At 74.2% G+C, this 23622-nt stretch carries 18 protein-coding genes; 10 read left to right on the top strand and 8 right to left on the bottom strand.

All coding sequences use genetic code 11. The features are described from left to right. Nucleotides 1-478 (bottom strand): potassium channel family protein (locus tag EPD83_RS16375; protein WP_165566871.1); only part of this gene is annotated, 478 nt, incomplete at its 3' end. Nucleotides 479-567: 89 nt separating this feature from the next. Between EPD83_RS16375 and EPD83_RS16370 the strand changes: the two genes are divergently transcribed. From EPD83_RS16370 to acnA, 5 genes are all read left to right on the top strand, one after another. Continuing rightward, nucleotides 568-2571, top strand: coding sequence for an APC family permease (locus EPD83_RS16370; RefSeq protein WP_407676032.1), 2004 nt, complete (start codon nucleotides 568-570; stop codon nucleotides 2569-2571). Next, nucleotides 2568-3869 (top strand): class I SAM-dependent RNA methyltransferase, encoded by a 1302-nt coding sequence (locus EPD83_RS16365; RefSeq protein ID WP_128365770.1) that lies wholly within the window; start codon nucleotides 2568-2570, stop codon nucleotides 3867-3869. The genes EPD83_RS16370 and EPD83_RS16365 overlap by 4 nt, the downstream gene beginning before the upstream one ends. After that, entirely contained in the window at nucleotides 3866-4012 is a 147-nt protein-coding gene (locus EPD83_RS16360; protein WP_164896170.1) for a hypothetical protein, read from the top strand. Before EPD83_RS16365 ends, EPD83_RS16360 begins: the two co-directional genes overlap by 4 nt. Further along, a complete protein-coding gene (locus EPD83_RS16355; RefSeq protein WP_128365771.1) occupies nucleotides 4009-4854 on the top strand; it encodes an alpha/beta hydrolase family protein in 846 nt (281 codons plus the stop codon). The genes EPD83_RS16360 and EPD83_RS16355 overlap by 4 nt, the downstream gene beginning before the upstream one ends. A gap of 145 nt (nucleotides 4855-4999) precedes the next feature. Continuing rightward, on the top strand, nucleotides 5000-7789 hold the full coding sequence (gene acnA, locus EPD83_RS16350) for an aconitate hydratase AcnA (protein ID WP_128365772.1): 2790 nt from the start codon (nucleotides 5000-5002) through the stop codon (nucleotides 7787-7789). A gap of 222 nt (nucleotides 7790-8011) precedes the next feature. Here the strand turns inward: acnA and EPD83_RS16345 are convergent, their stop codons facing one another. After that, nucleotides 8012-8728: a phosphoadenylyl-sulfate reductase gene (locus EPD83_RS16345; RefSeq protein WP_128365773.1), complete on the bottom strand. Its 717-nt coding sequence runs from the start codon at nucleotides 8726-8728 to the stop codon at nucleotides 8012-8014. Further along, the gene (locus EPD83_RS16340) at nucleotides 8725-10434 is read right to left on the bottom strand and encodes a nitrite/sulfite reductase (RefSeq protein WP_165566870.1); all 1710 of its coding nucleotides are present in this window, start codon (nucleotides 10432-10434) and stop codon (nucleotides 8725-8727) included. The genes EPD83_RS16345 and EPD83_RS16340 overlap by 4 nt, the downstream gene beginning before the upstream one ends. A 128-nt stretch (nucleotides 10435-10562) precedes the next feature. Between EPD83_RS16340 and EPD83_RS16335 the strand changes: the two genes are divergently transcribed. Further along, on the top strand, nucleotides 10563-11018 hold the full coding sequence (locus EPD83_RS16335) for a hypothetical protein (protein WP_235950674.1): 456 nt from the start codon (nucleotides 10563-10565) through the stop codon (nucleotides 11016-11018). 70 nt (nucleotides 11019-11088) lie between these two features. On the opposite strand, the gene EPD83_RS16330 is transcribed toward EPD83_RS16335, so the two are convergent. Then, nucleotides 11089-11943, bottom strand: a complete 855-nt coding sequence (locus tag EPD83_RS16330; RefSeq protein WP_128365775.1) for a hypothetical protein — start codon at nucleotides 11941-11943, stop codon at nucleotides 11089-11091. Between the two features lie 4 nt (nucleotides 11944-11947). Beyond that, nucleotides 11948-13288 carry an alpha/beta hydrolase family protein gene (locus tag EPD83_RS16325; protein WP_165566869.1) on the bottom strand — a complete coding sequence of 447 codons (1341 nt, stop codon included), beginning with the start codon at nucleotides 13286-13288 and terminating at the stop codon, nucleotides 11948-11950. A 198-nt stretch (nucleotides 13289-13486) separates the two neighbouring features. Between EPD83_RS16325 and dxs the strand changes: the two genes are divergently transcribed. Together dxs and EPD83_RS16315 are read left to right on the top strand one after the other, a co-directional pair. Next, nucleotides 13487-15355 carry a 1-deoxy-D-xylulose-5-phosphate synthase gene (dxs, locus tag EPD83_RS16320; RefSeq protein WP_128367372.1) on the top strand — a complete coding sequence of 623 codons (1869 nt, stop codon included), beginning with the start codon at nucleotides 13487-13489 and terminating at the stop codon, nucleotides 15353-15355. A gap of 334 nt (nucleotides 15356-15689) precedes the next feature. Further along, complete coding sequence (locus EPD83_RS16315; protein WP_128367373.1) at nucleotides 15690-16904, top strand: acyl-CoA dehydrogenase family protein; 1215 nt, start codon at nucleotides 15690-15692, stop codon at nucleotides 16902-16904. 11 nt (nucleotides 16905-16915) lie between these two features. Here the strand turns inward: EPD83_RS16315 and EPD83_RS16310 are convergent, their stop codons facing one another. Then, the gene (locus EPD83_RS16310; protein ID WP_165566868.1) at nucleotides 16916-18418 is read right to left on the bottom strand and encodes a hypothetical protein; all 1503 of its coding nucleotides are present in this window, start codon (nucleotides 18416-18418) and stop codon (nucleotides 16916-16918) included. A gap of 111 nt (nucleotides 18419-18529) precedes the next feature. Here EPD83_RS16310 and EPD83_RS16305 point away from each other — a divergent pair, with 111 nt between their 5' ends. Further along, nucleotides 18530-19318 carry a maleylpyruvate isomerase family mycothiol-dependent enzyme gene (locus EPD83_RS16305; RefSeq protein ID WP_165566867.1) on the top strand — a complete coding sequence of 263 codons (789 nt, stop codon included), beginning with the start codon at nucleotides 18530-18532 and terminating at the stop codon, nucleotides 19316-19318. Nucleotides 19319-19555: 237 nt separating this feature from the next. After that, nucleotides 19556-21736: an MMPL family transporter gene (locus EPD83_RS16300; protein WP_128367585.1), complete on the top strand. Its 2181-nt coding sequence runs from the start codon at nucleotides 19556-19558 to the stop codon at nucleotides 21734-21736. Between the two features lie 149 nt (nucleotides 21737-21885). Here EPD83_RS16300 and EPD83_RS16295 read toward each other — a convergent pair whose 3' ends face one another. Next, the gene (locus tag EPD83_RS16295; RefSeq protein ID WP_128367586.1) at nucleotides 21886-22917 is read right to left on the bottom strand and encodes an AfsR/SARP family transcriptional regulator; all 1032 of its coding nucleotides are present in this window, start codon (nucleotides 22915-22917) and stop codon (nucleotides 21886-21888) included. A 186-nt stretch (nucleotides 22918-23103) separates the two neighbouring features. After that, the coding region (locus tag EPD83_RS16290) for an AMP-binding enzyme (protein WP_165566866.1) at nucleotides 23104-23622 on the bottom strand (519 nt) is incomplete at its 5' end.

Raw genomic sequence — 23622 nt, 5'->3', positions numbered from 1 at the left:
GCCCGATCCAGCCCGCCGAGACCGGCATCTCGGCGATGACGACGCGCCCCGAGGGGTCGGTGTGCTCGGGCACGTGGCCCTGGGGGAGCAGGCGGCGCAGCATCTGGTCGCTCGTCCACTTCACCGTCGCGACGGTGGGGATGCCGAGGCGCTGGTAGATCTCGGCGCGGCCGGGGTCGTAGATTCGGGCGACGACGTGCTCGACGCCGTACTTCTCGCGGGCGACGCGGGCGGCGAGGATGTTGGAGTTGTCGCCGCTGGAGACGGCGGCGAAGGCGTAGGCGCCCTCGATGCCGGCGGCCCGCAGGCAGTCGCGGTCGAAGCCCACCCCGGTGACGGTGCGGCCCTCGAACGAGGTGCCGAGACGGCGGAAGGCGCTCTCGTCCTGGTCGATGACGGCGACCTCGTGGCCCGCGCGCTCGATGGCCCGGGCCAGTGAGGCGCCGACCCGGCCGCAGCCCATGATGACGAAGTGCACGGCGCCGACGCTACTACGGCGTCCGCGTGCGGGGACCGCTGTCCGGGACCGCCGCACCCGCGGGGTCGCGCGTGCCTACAGTTGTCCCCGTGTCCACCCCGGGTCGTGTCGTCAAGCGTGTCCTCGTGGGCCGGGCGATGCGCAGCGACCGGCTGGGGGAGACCCTCCTGCCCAAGAAGCTCGCGCTGCCGGTCTTCGCCAGCGACGCGCTGTCCTCGGTCGCCTACGCGCCCGACGAGATCCTCCTGACCCTCGGCCTGGCCGGCGGCACCCTCGCCCTCACCCAGTCCTGGAAGATCGCGCTCGTCGTCGTCGTCGTCATGGCGGTCGTCATCACGAGCTACCGCCAGAACGTGCACGCCTACCCCAGCGGCGGCGGCGACTACGAGGTCGCGAGCGTCAACCTCGGGCCGCGGGCCGGGCTCACCGTCGCCAGCGCGCTGCTCGTCGACTACGTCCTCACCGTCGCCGTGTCGGTCTCGTCCGGCGTGCAGAACGCGGCGTCGGCCTTCACCGTCATCCGCGGCCACGAGGCGCTCGTCGCCGTCCTCATCATCGTCGCGCTCACCGCGATGAACCTACGGGGCGTCCGCGAGTCCGGGACGGCGTTCGCGGTGCCGACGTACCTGTTCATGGCGGCCGTGCTCGGGATGGCGCTGTTCGGCTTCTACCGCAAGGCCACCGGGGACCTGCCGCCCGCCGAGAGCGCCGGCCTCGTGCTGCGGCCCGAGAGCGGGTTCGAGGGCCTCGGCTCGCTGGCCATGGCCTTCCTCCTCCTGCGCGCGTTCTCCTCGGGTTGTGCCGCGCTCACCGGGGTCGAGGCCATCTCCAACGGCGTCCCGGCCTTCAAGAAGCCGAAGAGCCGCAACGCCGCGACGACCCTGCTCCTCATGGGCACGATCTCGGTGACGATGCTCATGTCCATGGTCGCGCTGGCGTCCTGGACCGGGGTCAAGTACGCCGACGACGAGGCCAACCAGCTGCTGCGCGACGGCGTGCCGGTGGGCGATGACTACATCCAGGACACCGTGATGGGGCAGGTGTCCAAGGCGGTCTTCTCGAACTTCCCGGTCGGCGTCGTCGTCGTCTCCGTCGTCACCGGGCTCATCCTCGTCCTCGCCGCGAACACCGCCTTCAACGGCTTCCCGGTGCTCGGCTCGATCCTCGCCCGCGACGGCTTCCTCCCGCGCCAGCTGCACACCCGCGGCGACCGGCTCGCCTTCTCCAACGGCATCCTCATCCTCGCCGGCGGCGCCGCCTTCCTCGTCGTCGTCTTCGACGCCGACGTCACCCGCCTCATCCAGCTGTACATCGTCGGGGTGTTCGTCTCGTTCACCGTGTCGCAGGTCGGCATGGTCCGGCACTGGAACCGGCACCTGCGGGTCGAGAAGGACGCGGCGGCCCGCCGCCGGATGCTCCGCAGCCGGGTCATCAACGGGGTCGGCGCCGCGATGTCCGGCCTGGTCCTGCTCGTCGTCCTCGCGACGAAGTTCGTCCACGGCGCCGGCTACGCCATCGCGGCGATGGCCGTCCTGTTCTTCCTCATGCTCGGCGTGCGCAAGCACTACGACCACGTCCGCGACGAGCTGAGCGTCGAGGAGCGCGACACCAAGGCCTCGATGCTGCCCTCGCGGGTGCACGCCATGGTCCTCGTCGCGAAGATCCACAAGCCGACGCTGCGGGCCCTGGCCTACGCGCGCGCCACCCGCCCGTCGGTCCTCGAGGCCGTCACCGTCGCCGTCGACACCGACGAGACCAAGGCCCTGCAGGACGAGTGGGCCCGCCGCGACATCCCCGTGCCGCTCAAGGCGCTGGACAGCCCGTACCGCGAGATCACCCGCCCGGTGCTCGACTACGTCCGCTCGATCCGCAGCGACAACCCGCGCGACCTCGTCGTCGTCTACATCCCGCAGTACGTCGTCGGCCACTGGTGGGAGCAGGTGCTGCACAACCAGAGCGCGCTGCGGCTGCGCACGCGGCTGCTCTTCACGCCCGGGGTCATGGTCGCGTCCGTGCCGTGGCAGCTCGTGTCGGCCGAGGGGGCCGAGGACCGCTTCGAGGGCCCGGTCGTCGGCGACGTCCGGCGCGGATGAGCGAGGGCGGCCCGGGCCTCGCCGTCGGCGACGAGGTCGAGGTCGAGGTCGGCGCCGTCGCCCACGGCGGGCACTGCGTGGCGCGCCACGAGGGACAGGTGCTCTTCGTCCGGCACGCGCTGCCCGGGGAGCGGGTGACGGCCCGGGTCACCGAGCGCGGGCCGAAGGGCCGGTTCCTGCGGGCCGACGCGGTCGCGGTGCGGGAGGCCTCGCCGGACCGGGTGACGCCGCCCTGCCCGTGGGCGGGCCCGGGGCTGTGCGGCGGCTGCGACCTCCAGCACGTCGCCCTCGGCCGCCAGCGGACCCTCAAGGCCGACGTCGTCCGCGAGCAGCTGTCCCGGCTCGCCGGCCTCGACCTCGACGTCGTCGTCGAGTCGGTGCCCGGCGCGGACGACGGCCTGGGCTGGCGCAGCCGCGTCGAGTACGCCGTCGACCACGAGGGGCGGGCCGGGCTGCGCCGACACCGCTCGCACGACCTCGTGCTCGTCGACCACTGCCGCATCGCCGCGCCGGGGGTCCGCGGGCTCGACGTCCCGGGACGGTCGTGGTTCACGACCGAGGCCGTCGACGCCGTCGCCCCCTCGGCCGGGGAGCCCGTCGCGGTCGCCGTCCCCGACGACCCCGTCCCCGACGTCCACGAGCGCGTCGAGGCCTCCTGGGCGACCGGCGCCGGGGAGACCCGGTCCTTCCGCCGGGAGTTCGCCGTGTCGGCCCGAGGGTTCTGGCAGGTCCACCCGGGCGCCCCGGCGACGTTCCTGGCCGCCGTCATGGGGCCGCTCGCGGTGCACCCGGGGGAGCGGGCGCTCGACCTGTACTCCGGCGTGGGGCTGTTCGCCGCGGCGCTCGGCGAGGCCGTGGGCCCCGACGGGCAGGTGGTCGCGGTCGAGTCCGACGGCGACGCCGTCGAGCGGGCGCGCACGGGGCTCGCCGCCCTGTCGTGGGTGCTGCCGGTGCGGGCCCGGGTCGACGAGGCCTTCGGGGTGCCCCGCCCCACCCGCGGCCCCCGCCGCGGGGGACGCCCCCGCCGCCCCACCCGCTCGCCCCTGCTGCCGACCTCCGCCGACGTCGTCGTCCTCGACCCGCCCCGCACCGGCGCCGGCGAGGGGGTCGTCCGCGCCGTCGCCGCGCTCGGCCCCCGCGCGGTCGCTCACGTCGCCTGCGACCCCGCGGCGCTGGCCCGCGACACCGCCGCCCTCCTCGCCGCCGGCTACCGGCTGGACTCGCTGCGCGCGTTCGACGCCTTCCCGATGACCCACCACGTCGAGTGCGTCGCCCACTTCGTCCCGGACGCACCGTGAGCCTCCGGCCGGCCGTCGACCGCGGGACGCGCCGGTGGTGGCGCGCCGACGTCGACGACGAGGACGTCCTGCGCCTCGACCTCGCGCGTCTGGTCGGGCCGACGCTCGCGATGCGCCCGCTCGACCGGACGACCCCGCGATGACGCCCCGCGTCGGCCGGCGCTCGCTCCTCGGCCTGGCCGCCGGGGCCTCGGCGGTGCTGGCCGGCTGCTCCGACCCCGTGCCCCCGCCGCCGGGGACGCGGACGCTGACCTACGGCGACGCCGACCCCCAGTTCGCCGAGCTGAGCCGGCCCGAGGGACCCTCGCGCGGCGTCGTCGTCGTCCTGCACGGCGGCTTCTGGCTCGCTCAGTACGGCGTCGAGCTCGGCCGGCCGCTCGCCACCGACCTCGTCGCCCGCGGCTGGACCGTCCTCGACGTCGAGTACCGCCGGGTCGGGAACGGCGGCGGGGTGCCGGAGACGCTCGACGACGTCTCGGCCGCACTCGACCTGCTGGCCGGCGCCGACGTCGACACCGGCACGGTCGTCGCCCTCGGGCACTCCGCCGGCGGCCAGCTCGCCGCCTGGGCGGCCGGGCGCACCCGGCTCACCCGCTGGGCGCGCGCGACGGTCGCGGTGACCCACGTCGTCAGCCAGGCCGGGGTGCTCGACCTGCGGGCCGCGGCGGACGCCGACCTCGGGGGCGGCGCCGTCCGGGGCTTCCTCGGCGGCGGGCCGGACGAGGTCCCGGGCGCCTACGCCCTCGCCGACCCGGCGGCCCAGGTGCCCCTCGAGGTCCCCGTCTGGTGCGTCCACGGCGAGATCGACGACACCGTGCCGGTGGCGCAGTCCCGCTCCTACGTCGACGCCGCCCGCGCCGCCGGCGGCACCGCCGAGCTCGTCCTCGTGCCCGGCGGCCACCTGCGGCAGATCGACACCGGGTCCCAGGCCTGGGCCCGGACCCGGGGCATCCTCGACGGCATCGCCCCGCTCCCCGCGTCCTGATCCCGGCACCAGGCCGCAGGCCCTCGCGACGCCGCGGGGGCGGGCATAGGCTCGACGGGACGGACCGGTGCGGGTAAGGTATCTTGACATCAAGATAAATCCCGGACATCGTCGCGACGACGCAACGAGGACAGAAGGAGACCCGGTGGCCAGCACGAACAGCTTCGACGCCCACGGAACGCTCGAGGTGGGGGAGCAGTCCTACGAGATCTACCGCCTCCGCGCGGTCGAGGGCAGCGAGACCCTCCCGTACAGCCTCAAGGTGCTCCTCGAGAACCTCCTGCGGACCGAGGACGGCGCGAACATCACCGCCGACCACATCCGGGCCCTCGGCGGCTGGGACGAGAACGCCGACCCCGAGACCGAGATCCAGTTCACCCCGGCCCGGGTCCTCATGCAGGACTTCACCGGCGTCCCGTGCGTCGTCGACCTCGCGACGATGCGCGAGGCCATGGCCGACCTCGGCGGCGACCCGACGAAGATCAACCCCCTCGCGCCCGCCGAGCTCGTCATCGACCACTCCGTCCAGATCGACGTCTTCGGCCGGTCCGACGCCTTCGAGCGCAACGTCGAGATCGAGTACGAGCGCAACGGCGAGCGCTACAAGTTCCTGCGCTGGGGCCAGACGGCCTTCGACGACTTCAAGGTCGTCCCGCCCGGCACCGGCATCGTCCACCAGGTCAACATCGAGCACCTGGCCCGCACCGTCATGGTCCGCGACGGCGTCGCCTACCCCGACACCTGCGTCGGCACCGACAGCCACACGACGATGGTCAACGGCCTCGGCGTCCTCGGCTGGGGCGTCGGCGGCATCGAGGCCGAGGCCGCGATGCTCGGCCAGCCGGTCTCGATGCTCATCCCGCGGGTCGTCGGCTTCAAGCTGTCGGGGTCCATCCCGGACGGCGCGACGGCGACCGACGTCGTCCTCACGATCACCGAGATGCTGCGCGAGCACGGCGCCGTCGGCAAGTTCGTCGAGTTCTACGGCGAGGGCGTCTCGGCCGTCCCGCTGGCCAACCGCGCGACGATCGGCAACATGAGCCCCGAGTTCGGCTCGACCTGCGCGATCTTCCCCATCGACGAGGTCACCCTCGACTACCTGCGCCTCACCGGCCGGTCCGAGCAGCAGGTCGCGCTCGTCGAGGCCTACGCCAAGGAGCAGGGCATGTGGCTGACCGCCGGCCCGGACCAGCCGGAGGCGCGCTACAGCGAGTACCTCGAGCTCGACCTGTCGACGGTCGTCCCGTCCATCGCCGGCCCGAAGCGGCCGCAGGACCGGATCGTCCTCACCGGCGCCAAGCAGGCCTTCCGCGAGGTCCTGCCCACCTACGTCGGCCACGAGGAGGGCAGCGACGGCATCGCGTCCGACTTCCCCGCCTCCGACCCCAGCCCGCAGGGCCTGGCCGAGGGGATGGACGGCGGCAGCGAGCCGGCGAGCACCGGCGACGGCAACGGCCGCCCGTCGAAGAAGGTCGCGGTGACGACCGCGGACGGCGCGTCCTTCGAGATCGACCACGGCATCGTGTCGATCGCCTCGATCACCTCGTGCACGAACACCTCGAACCCGTCGGTGATGATGGCCGCGGCCATGCTCGCCAAGAACGCGGTCGAGAAGGGCCTGTCCGTCGCCCCCTGGGTGAAGACGTCGATGGCGCCGGGCTCGAAGGTCGTCACCGGCTACTACGAGAAGGCCGGCATGTGGCCCTACCTCGAGAAGCTGGGCTTCCACCTCGTCGGCTACGGCTGCACGACGTGCATCGGCAACTCCGGCCCGCTGCAGGACGAGATCAGCCAGGCGATCCAGGACAACGACCTCGCCGTCGTGTCCGTCCTCTCCGGCAACCGCAACTTCGAGGGCCGGATCAACCCGGACGTGAAGATGAACTACCTCGCCTCGCCGCCGCTCGTCATCGCCTACGCGCTGGCCGGGACGATGGACTTCGACTTCGACAGCGAGCCGCTCGGCACCTCCGAGGACGGCACCGAGGTCTTCCTCAAGGACATCTGGCCGAGCCCGGACGACGTCGAGCGGACCATCGCCGAGAGCATCAGCACGAAGATGTTCACCGAGGACTACGCCGACGTCTTCGCCGGCGACGAGCGCTGGCGCTCCCTCGACACCCCCGAGGGCGACACCTTCGCGTGGGAGGACGACTCCACCTACGTCCGCAAGCCCCCGTACTTCGAGGGCATGGGCAGCGAGCCCGAGCCCGTGTCGGACATCTCCGGCGCCCGGGTGCTCGCGCTCCTCGGCGACTCGGTGACCACCGACCACATCAGCCCGGCGGGCTCGATCAAGGGTGACAGCCCGGCCGGCACCTACCTGGCCGAGCACGGGGTGGAGCGCAAGGACTTCAACTCCTACGGCTCGCGCCGCGGCAACCACGAGGTGATGATCCGTGGCACGTTCGCGAACATCCGGCTGAAGAACCTCCTCCTCGACGGCGTCGAGGGCGGCTTCACCCGCAACTTCGCCGCCGGGGGCGAGCAGTCGAGCATCTACGACGCGTCCGTCGCGTACGCCGAGGCCGGCACGCCGCTCGTCGTCCTCGCCGGCACGGAGTACGGCTCCGGGTCCTCACGTGACTGGGCGGCCAAGGGCACCGCGCTGCTCGGCGTCCGCGCGGTCATCGCGCAGTCCTACGAGCGCATCCACCGCAGCAACCTCATCGGCATGGGTGTCCTGCCCCTGCAGTTCCCCGACGGCGAGTCGGCCGAGTCGCTCGGCCTGGACGGCACGGAGACCTTCTCGGTCACCGGCGTCGAGGCGCTCAACGACGGCGGGATCCCGCGGACGGTGGCGGTCCTCGCGACCGCCGAGGACGGCACGGAGACCTCGTTCGACGCGGTGCTGCGGATCGACACCCCCGGCGAGGCCGACTACTACCGCAACGGCGGCATCCTCCAGTACGTCCTGCGCTCCCTCGTCGGCTGACCCCCCGCCCCGGCCCCGACCCATCCGACCCCGCCGGACATTTCGGGGTCACCCCGAAATGTCAGCGAGACCCCGGTGACGAACCGGGGTCTCGCTGACGTTCTCGTGTGTCGAGGCCCGTCGGCCGCCGACCACGACGCACGACGTACGACGCGGAAAGAGCGCCGCACCCCACGACGGGGGGCGGCGCTCTTCGCGGTCCTCGGCCGAGGCCGGTGCCGGTCAGCGGTGGATGCCGCACTCCGTCTTGCCCCGGCCGGCCCAGCGGCCCGAGCGCGGGTCGGCGCCCGGCTCGACGGGGGCGGTGCACGGCTCACAGCCGATCGAGGGGTACTCGGGGGAGAGCAGGAGGTTGGTCGGCACCCGGTGGCGCAGGCCGTACCCGGTCATCTGGTCCTGGGACCACGAGACCAGAGGGTTGACCTTGACGATGCCGTTGCGCTCGTCGAAGGTGACCGCCTGCGTCCCGGCCCGGTCGGGGGACTCGTCCCGCCGGACGCCGGACATCCACACCTCGTAGCCGGTGAGCGCCTCGCGCAGCGGCTCGACCTTGCGCATCCGGCAGCAGGCCTCGGGGTCGCGGTCGTGCAGCCGCTCGCCGTAGGCGGCGTCCTGCTCGGCGACGCTGAGGCGCGGCCTCACGTCGACGACGTGGACGTCGAGGCTGTGCTCGGCCTCGGCACGCGCGCCCAGGGTCTCGGCGAAGTGGTAGCCGGTGTCGAGGAAGAGGACGTCGACGCCGGGGATCTGCTGGGAGACGAGGTGGCAGAGCACGCCGGTCTCCATGCTGCTGGCGACGGCGACGCGGTCGGGGAAGGTCGCGGCGACCCAGCCGACGATCTCCTCGGCGGTGCCGTCGCCGACGAGACGGTTGCCCTCCTCGGCGAGCGCGCGCAGCTGCTCGGGCGCCCGACGGGTGCGCGTGGCGATGGCGGTCATCGCAGCTCCTCCTCGTTCACGGTGTGGACCCAGCCGGAGAACGTATCACCGGATGTTCGGTCATCGATAAACCGACGCACGAGTCGCTCCACGAAATCCGGGAGCTCGGCGGCGGTGACCTTGAGGCCGCGCACGGTCCGGCCGAGACCGGCCTCGTCGCGGTCGGCGGAGGCGAGGCCGCCGCCGAGGTGGACTTGGAAGCCGGGCTGCTGCTCGCCGTCGACGGTGACGATCTGGCCCTTGAGGCCGATGTCCGCGACCTGGATGCGCGCGCAGGAGTTGGGGCAGCCGTTGACGTGCAGAGTGATCGGGGTGTCCAGGCGGTCGGTGACGTCCGCCAGCCGCCGCTCGAGCTCGGTGACCGCCGCGGCCGCCGTGGCCTTGGTGTCGACGATGGCGAGCTTGCAGAACTCGATGCCGGTGCACGCCATCGTGTTCCGCCGGAACGGGCTGGGGGAGACCGAGAGCCCGAGCCCCTCGAGCCCGGTGACGAGGTCCTCGACCCGGTCCTCGGGCACGTCGAGGACGACGAGCTTCTGGTGCGGGGTGAGGCGCAGGCGGTCGCTGCCGGCCGCGGCCAGGAGGTCGGCGAGCCCGTGGAGGACCTCACCGCTGATCCGGCCGACGGTCGGGGCGGCGCCGACGTAGCGCCGGCCGTCCTTCTGGGCGTGCACGCCGACGTGGTCGCCGGGACCGCTCGGGCGGGCCGGGGCCGGGCCGTCGGGGAGCGCGGAACCGAGGTAGTCCTCCTCGAGGACCCGGCGGAACTCGGCCGGTCCCCACTCGGCGAGGAGGAACTTCAGGCGGGCCTTGGTCCGCAGGCGGCGGTAGCCGTAGTCGCGGAAGATGCGCACGACGCCGTGCCAGACCTCGGCCGCGCGGTCCTCGGGGACGAAGGCGCCGAGACGCTCGGCGAGCCGGGGCGCCGTCGAGAGGCCGCCGCCGACCCACAGGTCGTACCCGGGGCCGAGGTCGGGGTGGACGACGCCGACGAGCGAGATGTCGTTGATCTCGTGGACGACGTCGAGGCTGGGGTGGCCGGTGACGGCGGACTTGAACTTGCGGGGCAGGTTCTGCAGCTCGGGGTCGCCGACGAAGCGGCGGGTGATCTCGTCGATGACCGGGGTCGGGTCGAGGATCTCGTCGGCGGCGATGCCGGCCAGCGGGCTGCCGAGGACGACGCGCGGGGTGTCGCCGCACGCGTCGGTGGTCTGCAGACCGACGGCCTCGAGGCGGCGCCAGATCTCGGGGACGTCCTCGATGGCGATCCAGTGGTACTGGATGTTCTGCCGGTCGCTGATGTCCGCGGTGCCGCGGGCGAAGTCGGTGGAGATGCCGGCGAGCACCCGCAGCTGCTCGAGGGTCAGGGCCCCGCCGTCGAGGCGGACCCGGAGCATGAAGTACTCGTCGGACAGCTCGTGCGGCTCGAGGGTCGCGGTGCGGCCGCCGTCGATGCCGGGGCGGCGCTGGGTGTACAGCCCCCACCAGCGCATCCGGCCGTTGAGGTCGTCGGCGGGGATCGAGGCGAAGCCCTCGCGGGCGTAGACCTGCTCGATCCGCTCGCGCACCTCGAGGCCGCCGCCGGCCTGCTTGGCCTCCTCGTTGGCGTTGAGGGGCGCCGTGCCGTCGACGGCCCACTGGCCGTTGCTCCGGCCGGGGCGCGGGGGGCGCACCGTGCGGTCGGGCGGGTTCGTCGTCGTCGTCATCGTGGTGGGGTCCTTGGGTCGCGTGAGAAATCACGGTAACTCATGCAACCTATAACGACGTGTTATCGCGACGGCCCGTGTCCGGGATGTGGTCCCCGCGGTGGGGGTCCGGCCGTATCATCGAACACATGTTCGAGTCCGGGACGCAGGGTGACCCGCCGCTGCGTGCCGCGACCCCGGCGGCGCCCGCCCGCCGACGCTCGTCGGCGGGGGCCACCGGAGCCGGCGGACCACCCGGGTGGCCGCAGGGTGTGCCGCCGCCGGGGGAGCGCGGCTGGGAGCACCGGGCGGTCGCCTGGCTCCTGGACCACTGCCCGCCGGACTACCGCCTCTACCCCGCGTGGCGGCGCCATCCGGTCGCCCTGGCCTGGCTCGCGGTGCGCCACCTCGACGCCCAGCTGGAGGCGATGCGCTCCTCCTACCGGGAGGTGCGGGTGGCGCTCGTCGACGACATCGGGCCCGAGGGGGTGGCGCAGGTGCTCGCCGACCTCGAGTGCGAGGGGGTCCGGCTCGTCGGGGCACGCCGCTCCGCCGGACTGCTGCTCGACGCCCTGCGCGGTCTGGAGTTCGTCCCCCGCCTCTGAGCCCCGGCGACGACACCGCCGCCGGCCTTGGTCGCGTCGGCCCACGAGCGTCGACGACGAGCGAGCGGGCTCAGCCCCGGCGGTCGGGCGCGACGACGTGCCAGGTCAGCGAGTCCGGCGTGCCGAACCGCGCCCGGGCACGCGGACGGTGCGTCCCGAGGTGCAGCAGGGCGTGCACCGCGGCCGGGTCCACCGACAGGTACGGCGCCGGTACCTGGACCACCGGCTCGTCCAGCCGGTCGGTGACGTCGACCGGCATCTGGACGCGGAAGCTCCGGGTCACCCGGAGCCCCGGCGTCCTCAGCAGCGCCGGCGGCAGCGGGGGAGTGAGCGGGACGACGTGCTCCCAAGCGACCGTCGCCGTCTCGACACCCCAGCGGGTCTCCAGCGCGTCGGGGGTGAGGTAGACGCCGCCCGCGACGGCGCGACCGAGCACGAGCGGCACGAGCCGGAGCCCGGAGGCGGCCGTGAGGGCCCCGACGACCACGGCGGCGACGGGCCACCGCGAGGCCGCCCCGGCGACGAGGACCACCCCGGTGCCGGTGAGCCACAGTGCACTCGTCCACGGCATGACCAGGGCGAGGCGGGACCGGGGAACCGTCGTCGCCATCGCCCCCGACGGCGCCCGTGCGAGGACGACCGTGTCCGGCCGGCGCCGGCTCCACCACCAGCGCGCGGCCGTCTGGGCGGCGAAGACCGCGCTCCCGCCGGACAGCAGACCGAGGACGCCGACGGCGCCCCAGGTCGTCCCCGCCTCCCACGGCTCGTGGGCCAGCACCCACCAGCCCGCGGCGACCAGGCCCGCGGTGACCCCGCCGGTGACGAGCAGCAGCGGCGCGAGGACGCGGGCGCGCTCGGTGTCCTGGAGGCGCCGGACGAACGGCGGTCCGACCCGCGCGCCCCACACCCCGGCGGACGCGCTCACCGGTTCAGGTCGGGCACGGCTCCAGCACCGGGCGCAGCCCGCTACCGCCGGTGCCGCGGGTGAAGGCGCAGCCGAGCGTCGGGGACGAGATGTCGGCGACGAGGTCCTCGCCGGCCGGCCGCACCCCGGTCTCGACCCAGCGGAAGAGGTCGGTGTACGCGGTGACGATCTCCTGCCCGGTGAACGAGCAGTGCCCCACGTCGCGGACCGCCCGCTGGACGAGCAGGTCCCCGCGGCCGTTGGCGCGGACCTCCTTCGCGTAGATCTGCTCCATCTCGATCGGCACGAAGAGGTCGCCGGTGGTGTGCAGCGTGAGCACGGGGACCGACGGGGTGCCGTGGATGATCGGCGCGGGCTGTAGGCCCTGGGACTTCCGGTTCCGGTTGGCGGCCTGCACCCGCAGGATGGAGTCGTCGAGCCCGGCGAAGGCCGGCCCGTACTCGGTGCCGTACACGGTGTCGCTGTTCTGCCCGACCTGCCCGGTGCGGTTCGCGATCGTCCCGTCGCCGGCGGCGAGGCCGAAGAGGAAGGTCCCGGACTCGTTCTGCGGGGCGTGCCAGTAGCGCCACGCGGTGTCGAAGGTCACCCGGTCGCCGCCGGAGCCGACCTCGACGAAGTCCTTGAACGCCCGGCCCCGGTCGTTGAGGGCGAAGGCCCAGCTCGGCCCGGGGGCGTTCGAGAGCCCGGCCTCGATCGTCGGGACGGTGTCGGCGAGCCAGGTCTCGCTCGGGTAGTCGACGTCCGCGGCGGCGAGCCCGGCGTAGTCGGCCGCGCCGAGGTTGTAGTCGGTGAACCAGTCGAACAGCTCGACGTCGCCGAGCACCCCGCACGCGGGCAGGGCGCCGTCGTAGAGCGACGGGTACTTCTCGATCGCGGCGGCCGTGACGTGGCCGCCCATGGAGAACCCGACGAGGTAGGTCCTGTCGAGCTCCCGCCCGAGCACGGAGCGCATGTGCTCGGTGAGGTTCTTGGTGTCGAGCACGCCGACGCCGGGGTCGTAGTCGTTGCGCCGGTAGCTGGACGCCGCCCAGGCGTAGCCCTGCGCGACGAGCGCCTGGTAGGCGGGCGGGGGGTCGACGGTCAGCGCGGTGCCGGTGCCCCGGTAGCCGTGGGCGTAGACGACGAGGTCGCCGTTCCAGTTGTCCGGCACCTGCGCGACGTAGGCGGCACCGGCGATCTCGCCGGAGGTGGCGTCCTGCCCGGTGGCCCGCTCGACGGCGGCGACGGTGGCGGCCAGTGCGGCCCGGTCCACCTCGTAGGTGGGCTTCGGCCCGGCGACGGCGGCGCCGGCACCGGCCGTCACGAGGGCCAGGGCCGTGAGGGCCGCGGTCAGCACACGTCGCATCCGAACTCCCTTGTCCGACGAAGGCGCTCAGTCTGCCACCGGGCACGGACGCTGCCCAGGTCCCGGCGCGCGGAATGTGTCGGTCCGGTGTGAGCCTCCTGGGAGTTGCCCGAGCGGTTCGGGTCGCCCGCGGGGGAGCGCCTAGACTCGTGAGGATCGTCCGGACCCCACCCGAGACCGCGAAGGAGGTCACCGGCGGTGAGCCTGCTGGAACGGATCGACGGTCCCCGCGACCTCAAGGCCCTCCCGGCCGCCCAGGTCCCGGCCCTGGCCGCGGAGGTCCGTGACTTCCTCGTCGAGCGGGTCTCGCGCACCGGCGGCCACCTCGGACCCAACCTCGGCGTCGTCGAGCTGACCATCGCCCTGCACCGGGTCTTCGACAGCCCGCAGGACACGCTCGTCTTCGACACCGGCCACCAGTCCTACGTCCACAAGCTGCTCACCGGTCGCCGTGACTTCTCGGCGCTGCGCAAGGAGGGCGGGCTCTCCGGGTACCCGAGCCGGACCGAGTCCGAGCACGACGTCGTCGAGAACTCGCACGCCTCGACGTCGCTGTCATGGGCGCACGGCATCGCGTCCGGGCGGGTCGTGCGCGGCGAGCGCGGCCGGCACACGGTCGCGGTCATCGGGGACGGCGCCCTCACCGGCGGCATGGCCTGGGAGGCCATCAACAACATCGCCGCCGAGGAGGACCTGCCGCTCGTCATCGTCGTCAACGACAACGAGCGGTCCTACGCCCCCACCCGCGGCGGACTCGCCGACCACCTCGCGACGCTGCGCACCACCCGCGGCTACGAGCGCTTCCTCGACTGGGGCAAGTCGACGATCAGCCGCACCCCGTACGTCGGCGGGGCGATGTACGAGACGCTGCACGGCGTCAAGAAAGGCATCAAGGACATCGTCGCCCCGCAGGGCATGTTCGAGGACCTCGGCCTCAAGTACGTCGGGCCCATCGACGGCCACGACGAGCCCGCCGTCGAGGCCGCGCTGCGCAAGGCCCGCTCCTTCGGCGGTCCGGTGCTCGTCCACGTCATCACCCAGAAGGGCCGCGGCTACCAGCCGGCCGTCGAGGACGAGGGCGACCAGTTCCACGCCGTCGGGGTCATCAACCCCGAGACCGGGCTGCCGCTGGAGATCGCCGGCCGCAGCTGGACCGACGAGTTCGCCGACACGATGGTGCAGCTGGGGGAGGAGCGCGAGGACCTCGTCGCCATCACCGCCGCGATGATGATCCCGGTCGGGCTCAAGCCCTTCTGCGACCGCTTCCCCGAGCGCACCTTCGACGTCGGCATCGCCGAGCAGCACGCGTTGACGATGGCCGCAGGGCTCGCCTTCTCGGGCCTGCACCCGGTCGTCGCCGTCTACGCGACCTTCCTCAACCGCGCCTTCGACCAGCTGCTCATGGACTGCGCGCTGCACAAGGCGGGCGTCACCGTCGTCCTCGACCGCTCCGGGGTCACGGGGCCGGACGGGGCGTCGCACCACGGCATGTGGGACCTCACCCTCGGCGGCGTCGTCCCCGGCCTGCACCTCGCGGCGCCGCGGGACGGCCAGCAGGTGGCGCGGGCCGTCCGCGAGGCGGTCGCGATCGACGACGCGCCGTCGGTCGTCCGCTTCCCCAAGGGCACCGTCGCCGAGCCGGTCTCGACCGTCCGCGAGGTCGGCGGGGTCGACGTGCTCGCCGAGCCGGACGACGGCGAGGTCGAGGTGCTGCTCGTCGGTGTCGGCTCGATGGCGGCGAGCGCGCTGACCGCCGCCGAGAAGCTCGGCGCCGAGGGGCACCGGGTGCGCGTGGTCGACCCGGTGTGGGCGCTGCCGGTCCCCGAGGCCCTCGTCGGGCTGGCCCGCACGGCCCGCCGGGTCGCGGTCGTCGAGGACGGCGTCGTCGTCGGCGGCATCGGCGCCCAGGTCACCCAGGCGCTGCGCGAGGCCGAGGTGGACGTCCCGGTCGACCTGTTCGGGCTCCCCAAGCGCTTCCTCGACCACGGCTCGCGCGGCCAGGTGCTCGACGCCGTCGGGCTCACCCCGGACGCCGTCGCCGACCGGCTGCGCGCCCACCTCGGCTGAGCGACCGAGCCGTGGACGCCCGCCGCACCTGACGCCGGCGACTGTCCAACGGCGCCGGCCCGGGTCGTTGCCTCGTGGCGCGGCAGTTGCCGGGGCCACCGGCAGGGTCCCCGTCCTCGACCCCGGCTGCGCCGCCCTCGTCCCACCACCGGGAAGGGTCCAGCCGGCTCGTGAGGTCGCGGTCGTCGGCCGGGGTCGTGGTTGCTTCCGCGACGTCGGCCGACAACCGCGTCGTGCACGCCGACCCACCGCAGCGCCGCGCCTCGACCGCGGGGTCCCGTCTCGTGGCGGGTGACATGCTGGCGAGGTGACCGGCCACGACGAAGGGAACGGGATGAGCGAGCAGACCGACACGCCTGCGGACGACATCGAGCTCGAGGACTCGCCCCGGTCGGACTTCCTGGGGTTCGAGCTGCTGCTCGCCGACGAGGACCTCGCCCTGCTCCGGCGGGTGCGCTCCTTCATGCAGCAGGAGGTCGAGCCGGTCATCAACGAGCACTGGACGCGGGCCGAGTTCCCGCACGAGCTCGTCCCCGGGCTGGCCGACCTCGGCATCGCCGGCCTGGCCTACGACGGCCCGGGCTGCCCGGGGCGGGGCGCCCTCGTCGACGGCATGGTGGCGATGGAGCTGGGCCGCGTCGACCCCTCGATCGCCACCTTCATGGGGGTGCACGGCGGTCTGGCCATGGGCTCGATCCAGCTGTGCGGCTCCGACGAGCAGCGCGAGCGGTGGCTCCCCGCGATGGCGCGCATGGAGTTGCTCGGCGCGTTCGCCCTCACCGAGCCGGATGTCGGCTCCGCCATCTCGGCCGGTCTCGCCACCCGCGCGCGGCGCGACGGCGACTCCTGGGTGCTGGACGGGGAGAAGAAGTGGATCGGCAACGCCTCCTTCGCCGACCTCGTCGTCGTCTGGGCGCGCGACGAGGCGGACGGCGAGGTCAAGGGCTTCGTCGTCGAGAAGGACACCCCGGGGATGACCTTCGAGGTCCAGCAGGACAAGATCGCCCTGCGGGTCGTGCAGAACGCGCAGGTCCACCTGCGGGGGGTGCGGGTGCCGGAGGCGAACCGGCTGCAGGGCGCCGACAGCTTCCGCGACACCGCCGACGTGCTGCGGGTGACGCGGATGGGCGTGGCGTGGCAGGCGACCGGCTGCGCCCGCGGGGCGTACGAGCACGCGCTGCGCTACACCAAGCAGCGCGAGCAGTTCGGCCGGCCCATCGCCTCCTTCCAGCTGGTGCAGGACCTGCTCGTGCGCATGCTCGGCAGCGTCACGGCCTCGACGGCGATGAACGTGCGCGCCTCGCAGCTGCAGGACGCCGGGCTGCTCGAGGACGAGCACGCGTCGCTGTGCAAGGCGTTCTCGACCGTGCGGATGCGCGAGACGGTCGGCTGGGCGCGCGAGGTGCTGGGCGGAAACGGGATCCTCCTGGAGCACCACGTCGGGAGGCTCGTCGCGGACGCCGAGGCGATCTACTCCTACGAGGGGACGCGCGAGATGAACACCCTCATCGTCGGCCGCGCCATCACCGGGCTGAGCGCCTTCGTCTGACCGCCCGCCCCTCAGAAGCCCAGCACCTTGCCGACGGCCGAGAACAGCGCGTCGAACGTCCTCGCGATCGGGTTGCGCGACCCCTGGTCGGTCGACTTCTGCCAGAACAGCGGCTCACCGCCGACGAACCGGTCGTCGACGAGCGGGGTGCGGCCCCAGAGGTAGGGCCAGAACACCTCGGTGCGGTCGACGGTGACGACGAGGCGGGAGTCGAAGCCCATGACGAGGTTCTGCTCCATCCGCACCGAGCCCCCGCGCGGGTCGGTGGCCACGACGTCGCCGATGCCCTGGACGACGAGGCTCCCGGTGCCGGCGAACAGCACGTACCGCACCTGCCACCTCGCGAGGGCCTGGATGCCCCAGCGCCACCTCGTCTCCAGCCTCGGGGAGCCGACGACCCCGACGACGTGCCGGGGCCGCATCACCAGGCCCGGGTGGTCCTCGAAGTCGATGCGCATGAGGTAGGCGCTCGGGTCGTCGGGCGTCGCCAGCGTCGCCGAGGTGACGACGCCGTCCTCCCCGGTGACGCGGCTGAGCCCGTACAGCCCGGCGGCGAAGCTGATGAACGGCGAGCCCCAGTCGTAGAGGAGGCGGCTGCGGACCCTGCCCTGCACCGGCCGGACGTGCTCCGAGCGGGCCGACAGCACCTCGCCGTCGTCGAGGTCGACCGTGAGCGTGCGCTCGGCCGGGGAGGTGCGCAGGTCGGTCGTGGCCTGCTCGGTCCCGGCGGCGAGGGCGACGGGACGCTGCAGCCGCCGGACCACCGGCATGAGCACGAAGTAGCTGACGGTGCGCAGGAGCGGGGGCATGAGCAGGACGAGCACGCCGATCGCGAGAAGCCACCGCCAGGACCGGGACCACTGGTCCACCACGTACCCCGCCCCGGACCGGCGCGCCGCCAGCAGGCTGTCCTCCTCGGCCCGCTTCTGGTTCAGCGCCGACTCGGTGTTGTCGATCTCCCGCTGGAGGACGGGGTCGCCGCCGGCGCCGAGCCGCTGCAGCTTCTCCTCGGTGGTGAGGTCGGGGTCCGCGATGACGGCCGCGTCCTCCTGCGCCCGGGTCAGGTTCGTCTCCAGCGTGGCCAGCGACTCCTCGGTCGCCCGGACAGCGTTCTTCGCGTCCTCGCACGGGGTCCCGGGGGACAGCGCGTCGACGGCCCAGCCCAGACGGCCGCAGACGTCCTGGGCCGTGGTGCGAGCAGCCGCGACCGTCTCCTGCGTCCGTGTGATGTCGTCGCGGGTCCGGTCGATCTCGGCACCGACCTGGGTCTCCAGGCGCCCGACCGTCTCCTGCCGTCCGGCCTCGGCCTCCCGCCGCAGCTCCGCGAGGTCGGCCTCCAGGGTCGCCCGCTCCGCGGCCACGCGGTCCAGCCGGCCCCGGTCCGCGACGGCCTGGCGCAACGGTGGGGCGAGCACCTGGACGAGGAGGTACACGAGGAACATGGCCAGCACCGTGACGGCCAGGAGCCCCAGCTTCCGGAGGACGAACCCCAGGACGGCCGAGACGAGTCGCACAGCCGCGAGCCTAATCGGCGCGTGCTCCCGCCGAGGCGAGTCGGCGGAGAGGCGCGGACCGCGGTCCCCCGTGGGCGGGAACAGGTGCGGCCCCCATCGGGTTCCGACTCCATGACCTCCCCGGCCGACGCCACCATCGACGCCCTCCGCGCCACCCACGACGAGCTCGCGGCGGTCGTCCGCGGTCTCTCCGACGACGAGCTCGCGCTCGGCTCCGGCGCCACCGACTGGACCGTCGCCCAGGTGCTCTCCCACCTCGGCAGCGGCGCCGAGATCTCCGCCGCCACCCTGGCCGCGTCCGTCGAGGGGTCCTCCCCGCCGGCCGACGGGTTCAACCAGTCGGTCTGGGACCGCTGGAACGCCCGGTCGCCGCGGGAGCAGGCCGACGGCTTCCTCGCCGCCGACGCGGGCCTCCTGGACCGGATCGAGGCGCTGACCGAGGACCAGCGCCGCGACCTCCAGGTGGACCTGGGCTTCCTCCCGGCGCCGGTGCCCGTGAGCACCTACGCGGCCATGCGGCTCAACGAGGCCGCCCAGCACTCCTGGGACGTGCGGGTCGCGCTCGACCCGGACGCGGTGATCCGCGACGACACGGCCGCGCTGCTCGTCGACCAGTTCGCCGGCGGCCTCGCCTTCCTGCTCGGCTTCTCGGCCCGGGCCGACGCCGTGCCGGAGCCGGCCCTCGTCGACCTGCCCGCCGTCGGCCGAGCCCTGTCGGTCACCGACACCGCCGCGCTCGTCGCGCCGGGCGAGGAGCCGACGGGGACGTTCCACGGGTCCGCCGACGCCGTCGCCCGACTCATGGCCGGACGTCTCACCGCGGCCCACACCCCGGCGGACGTCGAGGTCACGGGCACCCCGGGGCTCGACGCGCTGCGGCAGGTCTTCCCGGGCTACTGACCCGGCGACGGGGCCCAGCGGGCCCGCAGGGTCCGGCGGGCCGACCGCGCCTCCTCGACGAGGGGTCACGACCCGCGGTACCCGGCGCGCCCGGTGCAGCGCGTCGTGACCCCTCGACCCGCCCGGCGGCACGCCCGAGCCGGATCCAAGCGGGACACCAGCGAGGCCCAAGCGGGCACCGCGAGTCTCGGTCCGAGCCGCCCACCGGCGGCCGACCCCGAGACCGAGGAACCCGTCATGACCCCTCTGCTGCACCGCCTCGGCGACCACGCCGCGGCCCACCCCTGGCGGACCATCGCCGCCTGGGCCCTCCTGCTCGTCACCGCGCTCGGCCTCGCCGCCGGCTTCGGCGGCGACCCCCACGACGACTGGGACGTGCCCGGCACCCGGGCCCAGGCGGGCACCGACCTGCTGCGGGACGCCTACCCGGAGGCCACCGGTGCCGTCGACCGCGTCGTCGTCCACGCCGCGGACCGGGCGCTCACCCCCTCCGACCTCGACCCGCTCGCGACCCGCCTCACGGCCATGCCGCACGTGCGGTCCGTCGACCCGCCGCGCCTGTCCGACGACGGCCGCACGGCACTGCTGCAGGTGCGCTACGACGTGCCCGTGACCGACGACGACCTCATGGGTGACCTCGGGCCGCTCACCGACGCCGTGGCCCCGACGCGCGGCACCGGCCTGCAGGTCGCCCTCGGTGGCGAGGTGCCCGACAGCGCCACCCTCGAGGCGGGCGGCACCGGGGAGGTCGTCGGCGTCGTCGTCGCGCTGCTCCTGCTGCTCGCCACCTTCGGCTCGGTCCTCGCGGCCGGACTGCCGATCCTCGCGGCCGGCCTCGGCCTGGCGGTCGGGTCGGCGGGTGTCGCGCTCCTCGCGGCGACGACGACGGTCAGCACGTCCGCCCCCACGGTGGCGACGATGGTCGGGCTCGGCGTCGGGATCGACTACGCGATGCTGCTGGTCACCCGTCAGGCCGAGTTCCTCCGGGCCGGGTGGGGCGTCCGCGAGGCCGTGGCCCGCACGACGGCCACCGCCGGACGCTCCGTCCTCATGGCCGGGGCCACCGTCCTGGTCTCCCTCCTCGGCCTCGGCCTGTCGGGGCTGCACACCTTCGAGTCCTTCGGTGTCGCGACGGCCGCCGTCGTCCTCGCCGTCATGGTCACCTCGGTGGTGCTCGTGCCTGCCGTGCTCGCCCTGATCGGCCGGCGGGTGCTGCGCCGCCGCGAGCGCCGGTCGACCGCGGACCCGGTCGCCACCGCGCCGGTCCGCCGGCCGCTCATCGCGCGCTGGGCCGACCTCGTCGGGCGCCGCCCGCTGCCCTTCGCCGTCGCCGGCGTCCTCCTGCTGCTCACCCTCGCGGCACCGGTCACCGACCTGCGGATGTGGCCGAGCGACACCTCGGCGCAGCCGGTGACGGCGACGACCCGTCAGGCCTACGACCTCGTCGAGCAGGCGTTCGGACCGGGCGCCAACGGCCCGCTCGTCGTCGCCGTCGACCTCACGCGGGTCGGGGCCGCCGACCTGCCGGCGCTCACCGCCGACCTGGCGACGACCGACGGCATCGCCCGGGTCTCACCGCCCGCGGTCTCCCCGAACGGCCGTGCCGCCGTCCTCGTCGCCGAGCCGACCACCGGCCCCGGCGAGGAGGCGACGACGGCCCTCGTGGACCGGCTGCGCGAGGACGTGCTGCCCGCCGGCGCCGAGCTCACCGGGTTCACCGCCGGGTTCGTGGACATCAACGCCCTGCTCCAGGAGCGCATCTGGCTCGTCATCGGTTTCGTCGTCGCGATCTCCATGGTCCTGCTCGCCATGATGTTCCGCTCGCTCGTCGTGCCGGTGAAGGCCGCCCTGCTCAACCTCCTGAGCATCGGCGCCTCGTACGGCGCGCTCGTCGCGATCTTCCAGTGGGGCTGGGGCAACGAGCTGTTCGGCCTGGACCAGACGGTGCCGATCTCCAGCTGGGTCCCGATCCTCATGTTCGCCGTCGCCTTCGGCCTCTCGATGGACTACGAGGTCTTCCTCCTGTCCCGGGTCCGCGAGGAGTGGCTCGCCACCGGCGACGCGCACGGCTCGGTCGTCCACGGGCTCGCGGCGACCGGCCGGCTCATCTCGGCCGCCGCCGCGATCATGGTCGCCGTCTTCCTCGGCTTCGCGACCGAGGGCGACCTCGTCCTGAAGATGATGGGCGCCGGCATGGCCGTGGCCGTCCTCGTCGACGCGACGGTCGTCCGGCTCGTCCTCGTCCCGGCAACGATGGCCCTGCTCGGCGCCCGGAACTGGTGGATGCCGGCCTGGCTCGACCGGCTGCTGCCACGGGTCGACGCCGAGGCGCGGCCGGCCCCGTCCCTCGCGCCGCCCGCGGACGACCCGGCCGGCGACGTGCCGGACGCCGTCCCCACCCTCACCCCGGCGCGCTGACCCGTGGTCACGCGCAGGGCCTGCGCGACGACGTCTGGCGACGTCTGTTCGCCCTCGGCGGGCAGGCATCCCGGGTCGCCCTGCTCCTGACCCCCCGGGGGAGAGAGCGGCGGCACTGGGCGGTCTTCCGGTACGCCCGAGGCCCGGCGTCAGAAGCCGTGGCGGTCCCGCGCCTCACGCAGCCAACGCGTGACGCGCGGGATCCGCCATTCGCGGCACAGCTCCTCGGCGTCGCCGACGTGCCGGGTCGCGAGATCGTGCTCGCCGGTGGTCGCGGCGGCGAGCGCGAGGAACGCGTCGACCGGCCCGAAGGTGCCCGGAGGCGCCGCGGCGGCGCCGGTCCGCTCGGGAGCGGTCGGCGGGGGAGCGCTCGGCTCGGGAAGGGTGGGCGGGGGAGCGCTCGCAGGCCCGAGCCGCTGCCGGAGCACCGCCTGCTCGACCTCGCGCAGCTGCTCGCCCGGGTCGATGCCGAGCTCGTCGGCGAGCCGCGCGCGCACCTCGCGCAGGGCGGCCAGCGCCTCCGCCTGCCGTCCGGCCCGGGCCAGCGCGACCGCCCGCAGCGCCCACAGGCGCTCGCGCAACGGGTGCAGGCGGGTCAGCCGGTCCAGGGCGCCGAGCGCCGCGGTCGGGTCCGCACCCGTGGCGTGGGCGGCGGCCCGCAGCTCCTCGGCCGTGGTCCGCACCTCGGTGAGCCGGGCCCGCTCGGCGACGACATCGGGATGGTCACCGAGGTCCGCGTACGGCTCGCCCCGCCACAGCGCGAGCTCGTCCGCACCGACGGCGTCGGCGGTGGGCGGGCGGTCCAGGACCCGCACCGGGTCGGCGAGGACCGGGGCCAGGGCGGCCGAGGCGCGCGCGACGGCAGCCGTGAGGACCTCGACGTCGAGGGCGCCGGCCGGGAGGTCGAGGACGTACCCGGCCCCCCGGGTCAGGAGGACCGGCTCGGCGGGCGCGGAGGCCGCGAGCGCCCGGCGCACCCCGGCGACGTAGGCCTGGAGGGTGCCCACCGCGGTCCGGGGCGGGCGGTCGCGCCACAGGAGGTCGACGATGGCGTCGACGGAGACGACCTCCCCGTGGTGCAGTGCCAGCGCGGCGACGAGGGCACGGTGCATCCGTGGACCGAGGTCGACCGTCCCGGCGGTGCCGCACACCTCGGTCGGTCCGAGCACCCCGACCCGCATGCGGCGCAGTATGGCACCGCGCACACCTCGCCCGGCAGGGTGAGCGACGGGGCCGCGCCGCCCCGCGGGCCCGGGTGGCCCGGGTGGGCCGGCCCGTGCGGCGGCGGGCGGGCTCCCTCGCGTCGCGGGGGGTGCAGGCGTCCTCGGCGGGCCGGGCGGGGGAGCGGCCCCGCCGTCGTGCGGGGCTCACCCGCGCAGGGTCGCCTTGATGTCGGTCTTGAGGACCTTGCCCACCGTCGAGCGCGGCAGGTCGGTCCAAACCTCGACCTGCTTGGGCGCCTTGAGCGAGCCGATCCGGGCCTTGACGAACGCGACGACCTCGTCGGGGTCCGGGGTGCGCCCCTCGACGGGCTGGACGACGGCGACGACACGCTCGCCCCAGTGGTCGTCCGGCAGCCCGACGACCGCGCAGTCGCGCACGTCCGGGTGGGCGAGCACCGCCTGCTCGACCTCGCTGGAGTACACGTTGAAGCCGCCGCTGATGATCATGTCCTTGGCGCGGTCGACGATGAAGAGGTAGCCGTCGTCGTCGAGGTAGCCGATGTCGCCGGTGTGGTGCCAGCCGTGCGCCGAGCGAGCGCGCTGCGCCGCGGGACCTTCGGGTTCGCCAACCCTCCGAAGGCCGGCGAACCCGAAGGTCGAGGGATCAGGCGGAAAAGTGTCAGGCGCTCGAGGGGGGCGGCGGGTGGCCCTCGGAGGCCTGGA

This window comes from Phycicoccus flavus, assembly GCF_004025965.2.
Classification (GTDB): Bacteria; Actinomycetota; Actinomycetes; order Actinomycetales; family Dermatophilaceae; genus Phycicoccus; species Phycicoccus flavus.
Note: the sequence above shows the minus strand (reverse complement) of the source record. Positions and strands in the feature narration are given on the sequence as shown.

Coding starts and splice junctions, on each gene's coding strand:
- EPD83_RS16365 (WP_128365770.1), top strand. CDS start 2,568: ATGAGCGAGGGCGGCCCGGGCCTCGCCGTCGGCGACGAGGTCGAGGTC.
- EPD83_RS16355 (WP_128365771.1), top strand. CDS start 4,009: ATGACGCCCCGCGTCGGCCGGCGCTCGCTCCTCGGCCTGGCCGCCGGG.
- EPD83_RS16345 (WP_128365773.1), bottom strand. CDS start 8,728: ATGACCGCCATCGCCACGCGCACCCGTCGGGCGCCCGAGCAGCTGCGC.
- EPD83_RS16340 (WP_165566870.1), bottom strand. CDS start 10,434: ATGACGACGACGACGAACCCGCCCGACCGCACGGTGCGCCCCCCGCGC.
- EPD83_RS16335 (WP_235950674.1), top strand. CDS start 10,563: ATGTTCGAGTCCGGGACGCAGGGTGACCCGCCGCTGCGTGCCGCGACC.
- EPD83_RS16325 (WP_165566869.1), bottom strand. CDS start 13,288: ATGCGACGTGTGCTGACCGCGGCCCTCACGGCCCTGGCCCTCGTGACG.
- EPD83_RS16315 (WP_128367373.1), top strand. CDS start 15,690: ATGAGCGAGCAGACCGACACGCCTGCGGACGACATCGAGCTCGAGGAC.
- EPD83_RS16305 (WP_165566867.1), top strand. CDS start 18,530: ATGACCTCCCCGGCCGACGCCACCATCGACGCCCTCCGCGCCACCCAC.
- EPD83_RS16300 (WP_128367585.1), top strand. CDS start 19,556: ATGACCCCTCTGCTGCACCGCCTCGGCGACCACGCCGCGGCCCACCCC.
- EPD83_RS16295 (WP_128367586.1), bottom strand. CDS start 22,917: ATGCGGGTCGGGGTGCTCGGACCGACCGAGGTGTGCGGCACCGCCGGG.